Annotated in this window: 18 protein-coding genes; all 18 read right to left on the reverse strand. The window is 60.0% G+C overall.

Annotation, left to right across the window (positions count from 1 at the left end; all coding sequences use genetic code 11):
• Positions 1–50 precede the first annotated feature (50 nt).
• Positions 51–890, reverse strand: coding sequence for a WecB/TagA/CpsF family glycosyltransferase (locus tag A7X77_RS00550; protein ID WP_064681107.1), 840 nt, complete (start codon positions 888–890; stop codon positions 51–53).
• A 292-nt stretch (positions 891–1,182) separates the two neighbouring features.
• Positions 1,183–1,722, reverse strand: coding sequence for a hypothetical protein (locus A7X77_RS00555; protein ID WP_064681108.1), 540 nt, complete (start codon positions 1,720–1,722; stop codon positions 1,183–1,185).
• Positions 1,722–2,087 carry a hypothetical protein gene (locus A7X77_RS00560; protein ID WP_064681109.1) on the reverse strand — a complete coding sequence of 122 codons (366 nt, stop codon included), beginning with the start codon at positions 2,085–2,087 and terminating at the stop codon, positions 1,722–1,724. Before A7X77_RS00560 ends, A7X77_RS00555 begins: the two co-directional genes overlap by 1 nt.
• A gap of 125 nt (positions 2,088–2,212) precedes the next feature.
• Positions 2,213–2,776: a rod-binding protein gene (locus A7X77_RS00565; protein WP_064681110.1), complete on the reverse strand. Its 564-nt coding sequence runs from the start codon at positions 2,774–2,776 to the stop codon at positions 2,213–2,215.
• Between the two features lie 31 nt (positions 2,777–2,807).
• Positions 2,808–3,221, reverse strand: a complete 414-nt coding sequence (locus A7X77_RS00570; protein WP_064681111.1) for a hypothetical protein — start codon at positions 3,219–3,221, stop codon at positions 2,808–2,810.
• A 7-nt stretch (positions 3,222–3,228) separates the two neighbouring features.
• On the reverse strand, positions 3,229–3,981 hold the full coding sequence (gene fliR, locus A7X77_RS00575) for a flagellar biosynthetic protein FliR (protein WP_064681112.1): 753 nt from the start codon (positions 3,979–3,981) through the stop codon (positions 3,229–3,231).
• A complete protein-coding gene (gene flhA, locus A7X77_RS00580; protein ID WP_064681113.1) occupies positions 3,978–6,065 on the reverse strand; it encodes a flagellar biosynthesis protein FlhA in 2,088 nt (695 codons plus the stop codon). The genes fliR and flhA overlap by 4 nt, the downstream gene beginning before the upstream one ends.
• Positions 6,066–6,155: 90 nt before the next feature.
• The gene (fliQ, locus tag A7X77_RS00585) at positions 6,156–6,422 is read right to left on the reverse strand and encodes a flagellar biosynthesis protein FliQ (protein WP_009992823.1); all 267 of its coding nucleotides are present in this window, start codon (positions 6,420–6,422) and stop codon (positions 6,156–6,158) included.
• A gap of 88 nt (positions 6,423–6,510) precedes the next feature.
• Positions 6,511–6,951, reverse strand: a complete 441-nt coding sequence (gene flgD, locus A7X77_RS00590) for a flagellar hook assembly protein FlgD (RefSeq protein ID WP_064681114.1) — start codon at positions 6,949–6,951, stop codon at positions 6,511–6,513.
• Positions 6,942–7,391 (reverse strand): flagellar biosynthesis repressor FlbT, encoded by a 450-nt coding sequence (gene flbT, locus A7X77_RS00595; RefSeq protein ID WP_012482697.1) that lies wholly within the window; start codon positions 7,389–7,391, stop codon positions 6,942–6,944. The genes flgD and flbT overlap by 10 nt, the downstream gene beginning before the upstream one ends.
• The gene (gene flaF, locus A7X77_RS00600) at positions 7,388–7,735 is read right to left on the reverse strand and encodes a flagellar biosynthesis regulator FlaF (protein WP_010028573.1); all 348 of its coding nucleotides are present in this window, start codon (positions 7,733–7,735) and stop codon (positions 7,388–7,390) included. The genes flbT and flaF overlap by 4 nt, the downstream gene beginning before the upstream one ends.
• 36 nt (positions 7,736–7,771) lie before the next feature.
• Positions 7,772–8,824 carry a flagellar hook-associated family protein gene (locus A7X77_RS00605; protein WP_064681115.1) on the reverse strand — a complete coding sequence of 351 codons (1,053 nt, stop codon included), beginning with the start codon at positions 8,822–8,824 and terminating at the stop codon, positions 7,772–7,774.
• Between the two features lie 3 nt (positions 8,825–8,827).
• Positions 8,828–10,315 (reverse strand): flagellar hook-associated protein FlgK, encoded by a 1,488-nt coding sequence (flgK, locus tag A7X77_RS00610; RefSeq protein ID WP_064681116.1) that lies wholly within the window; start codon positions 10,313–10,315, stop codon positions 8,828–8,830.
• 19 nt (positions 10,316–10,334) lie between these two features.
• On the reverse strand, positions 10,335–11,636 hold the full coding sequence (locus A7X77_RS00615; protein ID WP_064681117.1) for a flagellar hook protein FlgE: 1,302 nt from the start codon (positions 11,634–11,636) through the stop codon (positions 10,335–10,337).
• A 124-nt stretch (positions 11,637–11,760) separates the two neighbouring features.
• A complete protein-coding gene (gene rem / locus A7X77_RS00620) occupies positions 11,761–12,432 on the reverse strand; it encodes a transcriptional activator Rem (protein ID WP_064681118.1) in 672 nt (223 codons plus the stop codon).
• A 280-nt stretch (positions 12,433–12,712) separates the two neighbouring features.
• A complete protein-coding gene (locus A7X77_RS00625) occupies positions 12,713–13,276 on the reverse strand; it encodes a lytic transglycosylase domain-containing protein (protein ID WP_064681119.1) in 564 nt (187 codons plus the stop codon).
• Positions 13,218–14,654 carry a flagellar hook-length control protein FliK gene (locus A7X77_RS00630; protein WP_064681120.1) on the reverse strand — a complete coding sequence of 479 codons (1,437 nt, stop codon included), beginning with the start codon at positions 14,652–14,654 and terminating at the stop codon, positions 13,218–13,220. Before A7X77_RS00630 ends, A7X77_RS00625 begins: the two co-directional genes overlap by 59 nt.
• Positions 14,651–15,946, reverse strand: coding sequence for a chemotaxis protein MotC (gene motC / locus A7X77_RS00635; RefSeq protein WP_064681121.1), 1,296 nt, complete (start codon positions 15,944–15,946; stop codon positions 14,651–14,653). Before motC ends, A7X77_RS00630 begins: the two co-directional genes overlap by 4 nt.
• Positions 15,947–15,953: the final 7 nt, after the last annotated feature.

Genomic DNA, 15,953 nt, shown 5'->3' on the forward strand with positions numbered 1-15,953 from the left:
ATTTGAACCGATGACGGTCTTCGCAGGTCTGGGAAACGCGCCTGGCCCGTTCAGCCCGCCTTCCTGCGCTCCGCAATCGGCTGTGAGACGCTGCGCTGCTCTTCCGGCTGGCTGAGAATTCTTTCACGGCGGCGGAAGCGGTAGCGCAGGACGTGGAAGAGAAAGACCGGAATGCCGATGATGTAGCGCCGCCAGAGGCGCGCGGGCTCCTGTATCAACCGATAGGCCCATTCGAGACGCATCATCCGCACCGTCTTCGGCGCGCGCGGAACGGCGCCGGAGACGAAGTCGAAGAGCGCGCCCACCGTCAGCACCAGGCGCGCATGGTCGGCGCGAATGTTGTCGTGGACCCATTTCTCCTGCAGCGGCGTCCCCATGCCGACGATCAGAATGTCTAGCTTCTGGCGCTCGATCTCTTCGGTGACATCAGTGGAATCGACCTTGTCGAAAAAGCCGTCGGAAATGACGACAAATTCATGCCAGGGCGTGTGCCTGCGGAAATTTTCCGCCGCCGCTTCGACGACCGGGCGCGCGCCGCCGATCAGGCCGATGCGGCGCGGAGCCTCCATGAAGGTAAGGAAAGCCGGCACGAAATCGGTGCCGTTCAGATTGGCGGGAAACGGCGAGCCATGGGCGATCTGCGATGCAATGTTAAGGCCGATCCCATCCGGCAGCACCAAATTGTGCGACATGATCCGGTAATATTCGTCGTCGCGCAAAGCCGTCAGCATATTATGGGCGTTGACGAAGCAAACCACGGTCTGACCGACGGGAATGGAGGCCAACTCGTTGATAAAAACGAGGGCATCGTCCCAGCCGAGATCGCAAACCGGCAGATCGAAGATCGTCCGCCGCGACGCAAGCACCGCGAAGTTTGCAATCAAATTCATTCCTACCTCCTGCCGAGGGTGCGTCATGCGCCCGACATCCCGGAAAACAAGCCCACATTTTTCCGCACCCGGAGGTCTCGAAAGGACCGGTCGCGTCACGCATGGACGGCGTCGCCCCGATCGCGGAAACGGCGCACGCCAAGCTGTGACACCCGATATAACAGGAGGGTTTCAAACAACCCTTAGGAAAATTCCTTGGATTTTGATGCTCGTATAAGTGGTTTATTAACCACATCAGCCGCAACGACAAACGGCGCCCGAAGGCGCCGCTCGTGCATCGATGATTCGTTCTTCAATGGGCGGCCGGCGCCGGTGCTTCCCCGGCCGGGGCACCGTCAATGATCTTGACCGGAGCGCCGAGCTTCTTCGGCTCACCGGATGCGTTTTGCTTGATCTCTTCCTTGGAGAGATAATCGAGCTGCTCCAGCATCACTTCGGCGACATACTCGCCGCCGAGGCGCTCGTTCATGCCCTTCTTGATCTCCTCGCGGAAGGTCTTCGGGTCGAAGGATTTGATGTGCGCGAGGTCGACCATCTTGTTGCCGACAAGCAGGCTGAAAAGTTCGTCGGTCGTCATCTCGGTCAGCGGCAAGGTCACGCCCTTCAGCATGTCCTTGTTCATCATGAAGGAAATGCGGCCGAGAAAATAACCGGTGATCGCGCCGTTGCCGATCACCGGCACAGTGATCGTTTCACCCTTCACCAGTTCGAGCGCGTTCTGCCTGGCATCGGATATCGCGGGCGCCGGCGCCGTCGCCAGATACACCGAAAAATAGACCGAGGCCAAGGTAATGGCGCAAACCCAGATGCCGGTGAGGACGAGCTTGATCATCAGTTTCCACGCGCGGCGAATTGTTCCTGGGAATAGGTGCCGTCGGCGTCGGCGTCCTGAACGGCATTCTTCAGGATGTCGGCGACGGCGCGAACCGCCTCGAGATGGGCCTCGACGCGCCGGGCGTTGAGAACCAGCTTCTTCTTCAGGCCATGCAGCTGATCGAGATGGGCAGCGGCAAGCTCGGTCGGATCGGTATCGCGGAAGAGCATCGACAGCTCGTAGAGGCAGCGGCTCTTATGCGCGTTGGAGACCTTGAGATCGAACTGCGGATCGTTGCCGATCCGCGTGTTCTCATTGTCGATGATCATTTCGAGGCGTCCGAGAACGGATTTGATCCTGTATTCGTTCGAAATTATTTCCATTGTATCCTCGATTATGCGTCGCTGAGAGCATGATGCCGAAAAGTGTGCGCGGTTTTCGGACGACATCATGCTCTAACAATTTAATTTAGAAGTGGATTCAGATTTCAGGCCGACCGGGCCTAAAATCATCCTGTTCTATCGGCATTGGCGTCCGCCGTCGGCGTGCCAAAGGTCTTGCGCTGGAAGTCGTCGATCATGCTGAGCGCGGTGTTGCGGTCACGATCATCGGTCGAGGCATTCACGATCTTGCCTTCCTGCCGGCGCAACAGCTCGCTGTACATCTGCTTGGCAATGCCGATGCCGTCGCCCTTGGCCATGGTGTTGCCAAGCTGCTCGGCCATCATCCCCTTCCAGATATCGCCGGTCGCGCCCTTGCCGTAGACGTCTTCACTTTCGCTCGGCAGCATCGACTTGACGAAATTCTGCAGCACCATGGCCTCGAACTTCCGGTAGCTTTCCGGAACCTCCTCGGTCTTGGTGCGGTTCTGAATGTTGGAGAGGCCGCTCTTCTGGCCGACATGATCGAGAACGTCGACCGTATTGGAGAAGCCCTTGCCGTTCTCGGCGAGGCTCGTTGCGGCAAAGGCCGCACGATTTGCCTTCAACTTTTCCTGGGCTACCTGAACCTCCATGGGGTCGGCAGCTTTGACAACGTCCAGGACCAGATCACTGGGGGGCGAAATAGCCACGTTACAATCCTCTAAATTAAGATCGTAACGATTATGGTTTTTGAAGCTTGCTGGAGGCTGGCGTTGCGAATTGCTGATCGATCACATCGTAGACGGCATTGTCATCGGCCTCGCGACGCTCGGCGTCCAAGGCCTCCTTCATGCCCTCTTCCAGGCGATCGGCCTTGGCCCGTTCGCGCGTCAGCCGCATCTCGTGGATCTGCTGCATGCCGGTCAGCTGCTGATCCTTGATCGTCAGCCTGCCGAATCGGTCGGCATAATTCTGCGAGAAGGCATGGTGGACCGGGTCCATCGAACCGAGAGCGAGAATGACGTCGTCCATCGCCGCATTGACCTCGATGCGCTGACGGCTGGTTTCGGCCAGGTCGTTCTCCGCCATCCTTTCGATATGCCGCTGCACCGACAGCAGACGCTTGAGTTTTTGGGAGCGAGCCTTCTCGATCATATCAGCCTCATCGCCCGATATAGATCGAACTGAAGGCCTGGCCGAACTGGCTGACCAGCGCCGCGACCGAGACATAGAACAGGAAGAGCCCGCCCATCAGCAGATAGGGCGTGGAAATGAAATAGACCGGGATCTGCGGCGCCAGCTTATTGATGAAGCCGATCGAGACGTTGAAGATCATGCCGTAGATCAGAAAGGGGCTCGACAGCCGCAGCATGATGTAGGTGGTCTGCTCCAGGGTGTCGGTAAAGGAGATCAGCGTCGCGCGCATCTGCGTCAATCCGCCGAAGGGCATGGTCGTGTAGGAATCGACCAGCGCGCGGAAGACGATGTGATGGAAATCCATGATGAAGAGAATCATGATGGCGGCAAAGGTGATGAAGCCGGAAAGGCTGGTCTCCGGAGCGTCTTCGATGACGTCGGCGGAGCCCGGCTGAGTATAGCCGACCATCATGGCGATGATCGTCGCGGCGAACTGCATGCCGAGCGTATAGATTCTCGCCAGCATGCCATACATCACGCCGATCAGTGATTCGCTGAAAATCAGGCCGATATAGGTTGCAGATCCCGTGTGGACAGCCGGATAGACCGTGTCCCAGAGCAGCGGCAGGACGGCGATCGACAGGGCGCCGGCAATGAAGACGCGCAGCTGCTCGGGCACGCGCGCCGAGGAAAAACCCGGAAGAGCCAGCACACAGCCGCCGATCCGGCAGAAAACCAGAAACAGCGCGAGAACGGTCCCTTGCGGGTCTGTTATCATGAAATCGAGCCCAAAATCTTTATCTCGATGCCCTTGGCCAGTTCGACGTGCGACAGGACCGGCAGCGTGGCGAACAGCCGTTCGATGATCATGCGCACATAGGAGCGTGTTTCCGGCGACGTGACAAGGGCGAATGGCAGGCCGCGATCCATGAACTCACGGATAACTTTGCTGGCCTGTTCGCTGAACTCTTCCAGGCTTCTGGGATCGATGTCGAACTCGATCACCTCGCCCTTGGCGTCGCGCTTCAGCGCCTGGTGGAAGGCAAGATCCCATTTGCTGCCCAATCTCAGCACACGCAGCACGCCGTTGTCGGCAAGATCGCCGCAGAGCTGCTGGGCCATGCGGATGCGGACATGCTCGACGATCTGCTCGGTCTTCCTGACATGCGGCGCGAGCTCGGCCACCGCCTCGAGAATGAGGTGCAGGTTGCGGATCGAAACGCGCTCGGCAAGCAGGAGCTTGAGCACCGCCTGCAGGCCCGAATAGGACATGTGCGACGAGCAGATCTCGTCGGCGAGCTTCTTGTATTCCGGGTCAAGGCGATCGATCAGCACCTTGACGTCCTTGTAGGACAGAAGCTGCGGCAGGTTGTTGCGAATGACCTCGCTCATATGGGTCAGCACGACGGAGACGTTGTCGATCGGCTGGAAACCTTCGCGTTTCAGATCGTCGGCGAAGTTTTCGAGAATCGAGACGGCCGGCATGCCGAAAGCCGGTTCGCGGATTTCGTCGCCGGGAATGCTCGGGCGCCGGCCGGCGCCGGTGACGACCAGGACTTCGCCGACGCGCAAGAGATTGGAGGCGACCGTCGTGCCGTGGATGCGGATCTGATAGGATTTCTCGGCGATGCCGATATCGTCGGTGACCTTGATCTCGGGCACGACGAAACCGTATTGCGTGGCGAACTTCTTGCGCATCTTGCCGACGCGGAAAGCCAGCTCCTGGTGGGCGCCGAGCAGGCGCGTGGAGACCATCTTGCCGAGTGCGAGCTCGATTTCCGAGGTGCGCAGCACCGACTTGACCGAATCCTTTTCCAGCTCCTTGTTCTGGACGACCTTCTTTTCCTCCTGCTCGCGGCGCAGCTTGTTTTCAACCTCGATCTGGCGCGGGATGAACCAGGCGCCGAAGGCGAGAAGACTGCCGAGGATCACGAAAGGGACAAATGGCAGGCCCGGCATGAGCGCCAGGACGAACATCAGCACCGCCGAGACGGAGAGCGCGCGGGGATAGCCGCTCAGCTGGTTGACGACCGCCTGGTCGGTAGAGCCGGTGGTGCCGCCGCGGGAGACGAGCAGGCCGGCGGCGAGCGAGACGATGAGGGCCGGCATCTGCGAGACGAGGCCGTCGCCGACGGAGAGCTTGACGAAGACGTCGGCCGCTTCGCCGATCGGCATGCCATGGCGGAAATAACCGATGATGATGCCGCCGAAAACGTTGATGGCGGTGATGATGAGGCCGGCGACGGCATCGCCGCGCACGAATTTCGAGGCACCGTCCATCGCACCGAAGAACGAGCTTTCCTCTTCGAGCTCTCTGCGCCGGCGCTGGGCTTCCCTTTCATCGATGATGCCGGCCGAAAGATCGGCGTCGATCGACATCTGCTTGCCCGGGATGGCATCAAGCGTGAAACGCGCGCCGACTTCGGCGATACGTGTCGCGCCCTTGGTGATGACGATGAAGTTGATGGTGATGAGGATCAGGAAGACGATCAGACCGATGACGAAGTCGCCGGACATGACAAGGCTTGCGAAACCGGCGATGACGCCGCCGGCCGCGTCGTGGCCTTCATTGCCGTGGGACAGGATGACGCGCGTCGTCGCGATGTTCAGCGCCAGCCGCGTCATCGTCGCAATCAGCAGAATGGTCGGGAAGGACGAGAAATCGAGCGGCTTTTGGATCCACAGCGCGACCATCAGGATCAGCACCGAGAAGGCGATCGAGAAGGCCAGGCCCATGTCGATCAGGAATGGCGGGATCGGCAGGAAAAGAATGCAGATGATGCCGATAATGCCGAGGGCAAAACCGACATCCCGCAGGCTCGGGGCGACTTTCGGAAGGGGGAGTGCAGGTGGTTGCGCCATGACAGTTCCGTCTCTTCATGAGAGGAGGCGGACCTGAAGTCCGCCCAATTCGAACCGACAGTTAAATGGCGAAGCTTGCGCGAAGGTGGCTCAGAAGCCTGATTGAATGCGGGAGAAGACCAGATTGGTGAAAATCGAGATCTGCGAGCCGACAAAGGGCGCGGTGACGCCGACCGTGATGAGCACGGCGACGATCTTCGGCACGAAGGTCAGCGTCGCCTCCTGCACCTGGGTCAATGCCTGGATCAGGGCGATGACGAGACCCACCACCATCGCGGCGATGACGGCGGGACCGGCGGCAATCAGGACGGTCCAGATCGCGGCCTGGAACAGATCCAATGCATCAGCTTCATTCATCTGAAGGCAACCTCATATCGCCCCGAAGCAGCCCCGCCATGGCCGGGCCGCTGTTGATTTGTATCACCGACGCGTCGGCGCCGCGGTATCAGGTATCGCTGCTGTCGCTGGTCTTGGTCGGCGCCTTGTCAGCAACGGTGATTCCCGCCTGCACGAGTATCTTACCGCCATCCGTGGTCGTCGCAATGATGCCGTCGGAATAAACCTTGACGGATTCGACGGTGCCTTTGACGGTGCCGTCGGCGCTTTCCATATATTTGCCGACGTAGCTGCTCGCCTGGGTGAGGCTCGAGCTTGCGAGGAGCGTATCGAGCTTGGTGTTCGTCTGGATCGTCTGCTCAACCTGCGAGAAGCTTGCCAGCTGCGACATCTGCTCGCTGGCATCCATCGGATCGGTCGGATCCTGGTTCTTCATCTGCGCGATGAGCAGCTGAAGGAAATTGTCGTAATTCAACGTTGCTTTTTTTTGGGCCGAATTCGTCGAACTCGTCGTCGAATTGCTCACGCTCGATGTTGCGTCTACCGCCATGGTGCGATTTCCCTGCGAATCTGCTCGACCATCGTCGGCGGCAGCTCGTGGTTGTTGAGAATATTGTCTTCGATCGCGTAGAGACCGCGGATCGCCTTCAACGCGTCGAAAGCGCGGCCGGTCGAGACGAGCGCATCGATGCGCTTCAGTTCGGCGAGGATTTCCTCGTTCTTGAAGCAGGTGAGCAGCATGGTGATCGACTTGCGGAACATCGCCGTCGAGTGGTCCTTGCCCTCGGGGTTGATGAGGATCATCTGCGCGATGAAATAGAGCTGGCGCAGAGGCGTCGTCGCGCCTTCCGGCTGGAGGACGTGATTTTCGAGAAGGAACGTCACATCATTCAGGAATTCCAGCGCGACCTTGCGGTCGACACGCAGGACGGCGCCGTTGATGAAGATTCTTTCCCCGGCTTTCAGAGAAATGCGAAGTGTGCTTTTCATTTAAGTCCATCCCTGATGATGGTGGTAACGTCGATGATGCCCTGGTAGTTATTCGACAGACGTTTTCTTATCCTGTCGCATTCCTTCAAAATCCAGATTGCAATCGAGATGAGATTGGCCCTGAGCTGAACATCCAGCTGATTATCCGGATGCTTCAGATCCTCGATGAAGCTGATCCACACCCGACGCGTATAAAACAGGGCTTCAATTGCTTCCCGACCGTATTTCTCCTTGTCGCGCGCCAACGACAGCAGTTCAATGGACCGGTCAAGAACCTGCCATTCCCGCTCTTTCGCGTCGGCCACCGAGTCCTGCATGACTTCGGCATATGAGAACTGATACATTCATGCATCCTTCTTTATAATGCGCGCCTTTGCTCATCAAAGGTAGTTTACGAGACTCAACTGCTGGATCTTCGAAACGATCGTGTAAGCGGTTTCAAGCTGTGTTTCCAACGTCTTGACGAGGGTCGAGGCCTCGTACGGGTCGACGCCCTGGAGATCGACCAGCTTGTTCTTGATGATGTTCGACTGCGCGTCGAGCGCATCGTTCGACTTCTTGACACGCTCCTGGGACAGGCCAAGCTGGCTTGCCTGTGTCACCAGTCCGCTGGTCGCCTTGGCCGTGTAGCTGATTGCCTGCTTGGAGACAGTCGTCATTGCATCCGTGCTGAGGTTCTGGCCGAGCAGCGCGGAGGTCATGACCGAGGCGAGCGCAAAATAACGCATGCCTTCGGAATTGGCGTTGGTCGAGGATTCGATCACTTCCGAGTTGCTGATGCGGCTCGTCATGTTCTGGCTCGATGCCTGCGACCAGCCGGTCGCCGCGTTGGTCCAGTTCGCTTCGCTGAACATCGGCTCAACCTGCGTCGTGATGAAGGTCTGCATCTCGGCGCCTGTGAGATCGCTGACCGCTTTCGGCGGGACAAGAGCGGCTGCATAAGTGTTCAGCGCCGTAACGATGGTCGCACTCGTGGCGGCGGTTTTGTCGGTCAGCGGCTGCACGTCGGTATTGATGCCGGAGAACAGATATTCGCCGTTCACCATGGTATTGGCGGTATCCATCATCGTGGACAGCGCGCTGGTCGCCGACTGAATGGCGACGGTGATGCTGCCGGGGTCCTTGCTGCCCTGGAGTGCCGTCAGCTTCGAAACGAGGCCATCGCCGACATCCTTCATCTTGGACAAGCCGAGCTGCGAGGATTCCATGCGGGCGGTGACAAGCGAATTGCTTGATTTGATCGAATCGATCCGGTCGGTCTCGCGGGTGAAATCGACACTTCGGGCAGCATTGCCACCGAGCGAGACGCCAATATCCGCATAGACTCCCGTCGTTGCTTCCATCGTCGCCTTGGTCATCTGGTTCTGCGCCTGACGGATCGTCAGCCGCATCGCATTCTGAATGGCCGAACTTGAAATAAATGAGCTCTTCATGGCTTAACTCGCGATATCCAGCAATGACTTCAACATTTCATCGACGGCGTTCAGGATCTTGGTCGCCGCCTTGTAGGACTGCTCGATATCGAGGAGCAGCGTCAGCTCCTCGTCGAGGTTGACGCCCGTCTCATTGGAATAGGCTTCGTCGGAGCGCGACAGCGCCGCCGCGGTATTTTCTGCCGCCGTCGTGGCGTTGCTGCGATACTGCTCGAGCCAGCCGAGGGAATTGGTGGCATATTCCATGATGCTGACATTGGAATCGATGCCCGTCGTCGCGTCGAAACCGACCGGCGCTCCGGCTGCCGGATCGAAATCGATGTCGGCGCTCATCGCGGTATAGAGTCGGTCGAGTTCAGCCGTGTAACCGCTGACGCCTGACGTGTTCAGGACGACGCCGGTGGCGTTGACGCCGCCATCGCGCAGGCGCATCGGGTCACCGCCCTGCGAGGTGATCACGCGGGTGCTGACGGTAATGGTCGAGGCCATGCCGGCAACCGCGGCAGCACCGGTATCGACCGTGCCGCCGCTCCAGGTGAAGAGACCGGGCACATAGGCCGGCGGCGCAGCGGCATTCTGCTCCTTGAAGAGCGAGACAAGGCCGCGGGCGATTTCGTCGAGTTGCTTCTGGAAGTTAGGGGCGATCTCGTCGCGGATCTGGAGAAGCGACTGGAGGCTTCCCTGCCCCGTCGTGGTCGAGCCCTTGCCGAGCGGCAGCGCAACGCCGTCGATATAGACCGAATTGCCGACAGTGGAGGCGGTATAGACATCCTGGGATTTGAACGTCACCTTGCGCGGGATCGTCTCGAAGAGGATCGTCCCATCGGGCGTGCTCAGCACCATGTCGTTGTTGTCGCGCGTCGTCGCGCTGACGCCGACGATCTGCGAAATCTGCTTCAGGACTTTCTCGCGCTCATCGAGGGCGCCGGATGCGTCCGTGCCGGAGGCCGTGGCGGTCTTGACCGCGTTGTTGGCCTTCTCGAACTCGCTGAGGAGCGTGTTCAGCTTATCGACGGCGGTGGCAATTTCCTTGTCGGCATTGGCACGGACATCCTGAACGGATTGTGAGGCATTGTTCAGCGAGTTGGCGACATCCTGGGCGGCGGTGATGGCGCCTTGGGCGGCCACCGTGCTGCCAGGCGTGGTCCGGAACGCCTGAAGCTTCTGCTGGAAAACACCGAGATAGGTGGATGGCGACGTTTCGTAGTCGTTGCCACCCATGATCGATTTGAGGTCCTCGAGACCGCCCAGCAAGGCCTGCTGGGCGCTGTCCTGAGAGGACGTCTTGAGGTACTGGCGCAGCAGGGCATCTTCCTGTGCCCGGTTGATCTGCACAACCTGGGCGCCGTTCAGGGACGTGGTAAGCATTGCCTGCCGGCGCACGTAATCTTTGTTGCCGGCATTGGAGATATTATTCGATACGACACTGCTCTGCGTGCCGGTATTGTTGAATATGCTCTGCGCGGTATTAAGTGCGGACGTGAGCGACATGGCTTATCCGTTACCTTACTTATCTCTTGAGATTGACGAGTACGTCCATGATGTCGGAACCCGTCTGGAATACTTTCGAATTGGCGGTGTAGCTGCGCTGCGATTCGATCATCTCTGTCAGTTCGCCGGCGAGGTCGACGTTCGAACCTTCGAGAGCGCCTGACTTGATCGTGCCGAGGCCGTTGGTCTGCGGGAAGCCGGTGACGGTGACGCCCGACTGGCCGTTGGCGCTGTAGACGTTGCCACTCATCAGCGTCAGCTTGTCCGGGCTTGCGACATTGGCCAGCGGAATACGGTACAGCGGCTTGGTGCTGCCGTCTTCATATTTGGCGTAGACGATGCCGTCGCCGTCGATGGTGACGTCCTTGACCGGGGTTGCCGCCTGGCCGTTCGGCGTGCCGGTACCGGAGAAGTCGGCCCCGAGCTGCGTCAAACCGGAGAAATTCATCGCGATCGTTTGGCCCGTTACGCCATCGGTGATGTTGACGGCGCCGCTCGAGGTCATTTTGCCGTTCGAGTCGAAGGTGAGCGTTCCTGTACCGACTGCGCCGCCTGCACTATAGGGGAAAGATGTCGTGCCGCCGACCGCCGCATTGGCGTTGCGGAACATCGCCACTTCCCAGGTGGCAGCGGTGGCAGGAGGTGCTGGCGGCGGTGCGGCAGCAACCGATTGCTTGGTGAAATAGAAGTCGTACATCACCTTGTTGCCGAGGCGGTCATAGGCAACCATCGAGACCTTCTTGGTGTCGGTCGTCGCGGTAGCAAGATTGGCGCTTGGGAGCGTCGCCGGGGCGACCGGGATCTTGGCGTTGGAATCCAGATTGCCCTTGAAGACACCCGATGTCGAGGCGATGGCGGTCAGGCCGTCCTGGTTGACGTTGACGGGAACGAGGCCGTCGAAGCCGTTGACGACGACGGCGGGAGAACCGGAATCGTAGGAATAGCCCATCAGCTGGAAGCCGGCGGCGTTGACGAGGTTGCCTTCGTCGTCCTTCTGGAAGTCGCCGGCGCGGGTCAGGACCGGGGTGCCGTCGGGACCCTGAACGATGAAGAAGCCGTCGCCCGAGATCGCAAGATCGGTGGTCGATGTGGTGTAGGAAATATCGCCCTGATCGGAGACAGCCTGGCGGACCGAGGTCTGAACGCCGCCGGAATTGTAGTTGCCGCCCGAGGAAGGCAGAACCAGCGACGAGAAGCTCGTCGACACGGCCTTGTAGCCGGACGTGTTAACATTGGCGATGTTGTCGGCGACGGTGCTGAGGCGGTTCGCCTGCGCGTTCATCCCCGATACTGCCGTCTTCATGCTGCCGAAAATGCTCATCTGAAAACCTCGTTTTACCAGTTAAACTCGAGAGTATTTGGCGGGCCTTGCGTGAAGCTGTCTGTCGTGGCGAGGCGAGGCCAATATCGAGGTCCAGCCGGGCACCGCCACCCGGCCGAGAAAATCAGGCCCAATCGATGCAGTAGCCAAGGAAGCGCTTGGAATCGACCGGATCGACGCCGAGCTTCTTGCGCAGCTTCTTGCGCAGCTTCGAGATGTGGCTTTCGACGACGTTTTCCTCGACCTCTTCATCGAAGATGCCGTAGATGGCGTTGAAGATCTGGGTCTTGGTGACCCGGCGACCGCGATTGGCGATCAAATACTCGAGAATGCGGCGCTCGCGCCGGGGCAGTGCGAAGACCTCGCCGTTGATCTCGGGGTCGCGACCATCCGAGAAGACACGGATGCCGCCGATATCGGTGTAGTTTGCGATCGCCTTCAGCCGGCGCCGGATCGCAGCCGCCCTGGCGAGGATTTCACGGGGATGGACCGGCTTGCGCACCACGTCGTCGACGCCGCAATCGAAAAGGGCAAGCGTGTTTTCCAGCGAGGGCTGGTCGCTGACCGCGATCACCGGCGCCATCGAGCGATCCCGGATCGCCCGGGGCAGTTCCAGGCTGCGCTTGCCCTGACCGATCAGGAAGGCCTCGACAGCCGCAATATCCGAATCGGCGGCGGTCTGAACCCAGTCGCCGAATTCCGATGGATCAAAACCGGTAGAGGGAATGCCCTCCCGGCCAAACAGAGATGTGTATCCGTCTTTTACGAGCTCACGCTCATCAACCACTACGATCATTCGTCCGCCTCCGAATCAGTGTGGCACTTCGATGATCTATGGGTACGAATCGCACGAATCGGCGGCAACTCGTTAAAGTTAATGGCAGAAATTAATAATTGATTAAGATCTGCGTGGCGATTTGATCTATATATAGTGGGCATGCCAAATTATGCACACAAAAATTTCGTGGAAAAGTTAACGGCCTCTTAATTATGGCTTGCGCATGCGATTCCTGCCGGAATCCTGCCATATTACGACACATTTTCGTCATAATATGGCTCTTCTATTTTTGGTTGAATTAATTTCGGCAGAAGTTACTCGCATTGGGAGTCCACTTGCCGTAGCCCGTGGCCACCAAATTGGCGATGACGCGGCAGACATATTGCTTCTGCGCGGGGTCGTTGTTCGGGCCGGCGTGGTATCGGGCTACCGCCATCGTCCACGTCTCATGACGGTCATGCAGGTTGCGCAGAAACCTCGCCGCATATTCGACGTTGCGATGCGGATCGAACATATCCTCGGCGGAAACGAAATTCTCGCTGTGATAATAGTGGTTGATCTGCATGCATCCGATGTCGATGAGCTTCGCCCCGCTTCTGCGAGCGACATCGAACTGCCGCATCGCGTCCTGCTCGGATGGCGGGAAGATCGCCTTGCCTTCGACGTTCATGGCATAGGGGTAGAGCGAGCCCTTGCGGCCGGTCTCCGTCAGACCGACCGAATAGAGGATGCCTTCCGGGATGCCGTATTTGACGGCAGCCGACTGGATTTCGCGTTCACAGGCGCCGGTGGAGGCAGCCGCCTCAGAGGTAAACGCCGCCAGCGCCGCTGCTGCGAGCCCCGCCAGCAGAAACGTCTTCAAAACCCGTCTCGCCTGCTCCATTGAAGCCTCCATCTGTCCGCTGCGCCGTCTGATTGTGGCGCTCGCGCGCCGCCCCGCCCTGCCCTTGCTGGGCGAGCGATTGCTGCTGAGTGGCCTGCCCCTGGCCGCCGGCCTGATTGCCGGCATCGGCACGCTCGACGGGGGCCATGCTGATGGTGATGTTGTCGACCGCATAGCCCTGACTCCGTAGCGCTTCGAGGATCTTGCCGTGATCTTCCTTCAGCTGCCGATAGGCTGCGCCCGTATCGACCTTGAGGTCGACGTTCAGAGCGTCGCCGGACAGGCGCATGGTTGCCGTCACCAGGCCAAGATCGATCGGGTTCATCTGGATCTTCAGCGTGTTGACCACCTTGCCGGTGCTTGTCCATTCCGCCGCGTTGGTGAGCGCCGAACTCGGCTCCATGGCACGCGCCCATTCGGAATCGCCGGAAAGGGCGGCGGTGACGGCGGCGGAATTGGTATTCTGCGCCAGGCCGATATAGCGGCGCGATTCGAGGACCGAGACGTTTTCGACATCGGCCTTCTTCGCGCTCTCCTTCGGCCCGGCCTGATCCGCACCGATGTGAACATCCATCGATAGGCCGCGGCCGTCGGCGCGGCTGAGCCGGAAGGTTCTGCCGTCAGCGGCGTCGGCGTTCTCCGCACCTGGAACCCCGATCTCGTCCACCTTGACGTCTTCGACATTGCCGCTGACGGCCGCCAGGGCGTCGGATGCGTGGCCGCTCGTTTTGGCGTCAGCCGCGGTCTTCTTGTCGACAGGCCCGGCCTCCCCGGCCTTGGCGGCGGCGAGCTGCGCCGCGGCTGCGGCCGGCAAGACGACCGTCGCGCCGGCGGGCTCCTGCTTCAGCAGGCCGAGGACGTCGGAAATGCCGCCGTCATCATCCTCACTGTCCGCATCCGCATCTGTTTTCGACAGATCGCTCTTGACGTGCTTGACGCTCTTGGCCACCTGCCCGGCCTCGTCGGCGGACGGATGCTTGGCATCGAGCTTGCCGAGATCGGCCGATAATTTGCGCTGATCCTTTGCAGGTTTTACGATGGTCTTTTCGCCATTGACGATCGCTTCCGGCTGCACCTCGGCCTGCGCCTTCAGCGCGGTGTCGCTGAGATCGATCAACGGTTTGGCGCGGCTGCGGATCGTCCGCGCGACCTTCGCCGCGTCACCATCGGCAACCGCGCCCTGATCCGGCTGCGCATCGTCGGGCGCCTCGTTGGCGGCGCTGCCGCTCGCCTTGGCAAGCACATCGGAGAAGTCGCCCTTCTGACCGGCGTCACCCTTACCAGCCGTTTTGGCGGATTTCGCGGCCGCGGCCGCCTCCGCACCAGAGGCTCCGCCCGAGACGCTCAAATCCATCATTGTTCATTGCCTTCCTGCGCCAGAAGACCATCGATCTCGTCGAGCTTGGATCGGCTGGTCGTCACAAATGCGTTGAATGAGGGGTCGGTATCCTGGCTCTGACCAGTCGATGCCACACCTCCCGGAACAGGCTCGGGATGCGCGCCTGGCGCTCCCGCTTGCATGGCTATCGCCGCAGCCTTGTCAGAAGTGATTTCTTGATGAGAAGTATTAGGATCGGATGCTTGCGTCAGGCTTGCCGGGTCCGGCGCGCGCAGGATCTGCTCGGCGACGGACCGCGCCGCCGCCTGCAGCGCCTGATCCCGCGGCGACAGCGCTTTGCCGTCGATGCCGCTGACACTCTTCGCTGCCCGATCGATATCCTGCGTGGGCAGGCCGGCCATGCCGCCGTAAAAATCGGCGAGCGGGCCAAAGGCGTTGTCGGTGCCTGCGCCAAGCGCCTGCACACGGTCGACGGCCATGCGCGCCAGCTCCGGCTTGCCTGATATCGCGGCAGCACGGGCGATGCGCAGGTAGACCTCACGCTGGCGCGGCGCATCCATGAAGGACAGGATGTCGACGACATCCTTCGGTTTCACGTCGCGATCATGGGCGACGACGAGCTTGACGAAAAGATCGGCAAACTGGCTGGCATAGGGCGAATGCAGGAAACGGCGAGCATAACGCTGCGAATAGGCGAGCCCCTTGTCGAGCATTCCCTTGTCGACGCAGATGGCGACGGAACGGCGCAAGGCCGCCTCCTCGACGATAGTGCCCGGCGCGGCAAGACGCGCCTGGTCGTAGAGATCCAGCGCATCTGTCGGTTTCGTGGCGATCAGGACGTTGCCGCCGATCAGCGCCAGGTAAGGACCTATCTTCTTGTCGCGATATTCCCTGGCGGTTTCCTCCAGCGTCTTGGCGACGAGGAGCCCTTTGCCGCTCAGATATTTGCGCAGCACGTCGGTGACGCGGTTGTCGAAATAGCCGTTGACGTCATGGGCGATCAGATATTCGAGCGTCTGGGGATTGCCGCCGCTCATCGCATAGATCAACGCCGCATCGACGTTGCGGTCGTCGTCGTAGATCGACGTATCGGCCGTGCGCAGCCGCTCGTCGATCGTGCCCAGCATGAAGCGCTGCATCTCGCCAGCCGAATGATCGCCGGCGACGACGGAATCCTGCACGAACTGCAGCGACCGTAGCATCTTGTACGGCGAGAGATCGTCCGGATCCTGCGCATTGCCCGTCGCCGGCGAAAGCATCGCCAGGCCGAGGGCCATAAATCCGACGTAACGATGCTGCCGACGCGCCATCCGACTA

This window comes from Rhizobium bangladeshense (assembly GCF_001662075.1).
Lineage (GTDB): Bacteria > Pseudomonadota > Alphaproteobacteria > Rhizobiales > Rhizobiaceae > Rhizobium > Rhizobium bangladeshense_B.

Bases quoted from the DNA above. Each gene is read 5' to 3' on its own strand.
- A7X77_RS00550 (WP_064681107.1), bottom strand. From the start codon at position 890: ATGAATTTGATTGCAAACTTCGCGGTGCTTGCGTCGCGGCGGACGATC.
- A7X77_RS00555 (WP_064681108.1), bottom strand. From the start codon at position 1,722: ATGATCAAGCTCGTCCTCACCGGCATCTGGGTTTGCGCCATTACCTTG.
- A7X77_RS00560 (WP_064681109.1), bottom strand. From the start codon at position 2,087: ATGGAAATAATTTCGAACGAATACAGGATCAAATCCGTTCTCGGACGC.
- A7X77_RS00570 (WP_064681111.1), bottom strand. From the start codon at position 3,221: ATGATCGAGAAGGCTCGCTCCCAAAAACTCAAGCGTCTGCTGTCGGTG.
- fliR (WP_064681112.1), bottom strand. From the start codon at position 3,981: ATGATAACAGACCCGCAAGGGACCGTTCTCGCGCTGTTTCTGGTTTTC.
- flhA (WP_064681113.1), bottom strand. From the start codon at position 6,065: ATGGCGCAACCACCTGCACTCCCCCTTCCGAAAGTCGCCCCGAGCCTG.
- fliQ (WP_009992823.1), bottom strand. From the start codon at position 6,422: ATGAATGAAGCTGATGCATTGGATCTGTTCCAGGCCGCGATCTGGACC.
- flgD (WP_064681114.1), bottom strand. From the start codon at position 6,951: ATGGCGGTAGACGCAACATCGAGCGTGAGCAATTCGACGACGAGTTCG.
- flbT (WP_012482697.1), bottom strand. From the start codon at position 7,391: ATGAAAAGCACACTTCGCATTTCTCTGAAAGCCGGGGAAAGAATCTTC.
- flaF (WP_010028573.1), bottom strand. From the start codon at position 7,735: ATGTATCAGTTCTCATATGCCGAAGTCATGCAGGACTCGGTGGCCGAC.
- A7X77_RS00605 (WP_064681115.1), bottom strand. From the start codon at position 8,824: ATGAAGAGCTCATTTATTTCAAGTTCGGCCATTCAGAATGCGATGCGG.
- flgK (WP_064681116.1), bottom strand. From the start codon at position 10,315: ATGTCGCTCACGTCCGCACTTAATACCGCGCAGAGCATATTCAACAAT.
- A7X77_RS00615 (WP_064681117.1), bottom strand. From the start codon at position 11,636: ATGAGCATTTTCGGCAGCATGAAGACGGCAGTATCGGGGATGAACGCG.
- rem (WP_064681118.1), bottom strand. From the start codon at position 12,432: ATGATCGTAGTGGTTGATGAGCGTGAGCTCGTAAAAGACGGATACACA.
- A7X77_RS00630 (WP_064681120.1), bottom strand. From the start codon at position 14,654: ATGATGGATTTGAGCGTCTCGGGCGGAGCCTCTGGTGCGGAGGCGGCC.
- motC (WP_064681121.1), bottom strand. From the start codon at position 15,946: ATGGCGCGTCGGCAGCATCGTTACGTCGGATTTATGGCCCTCGGCCTG.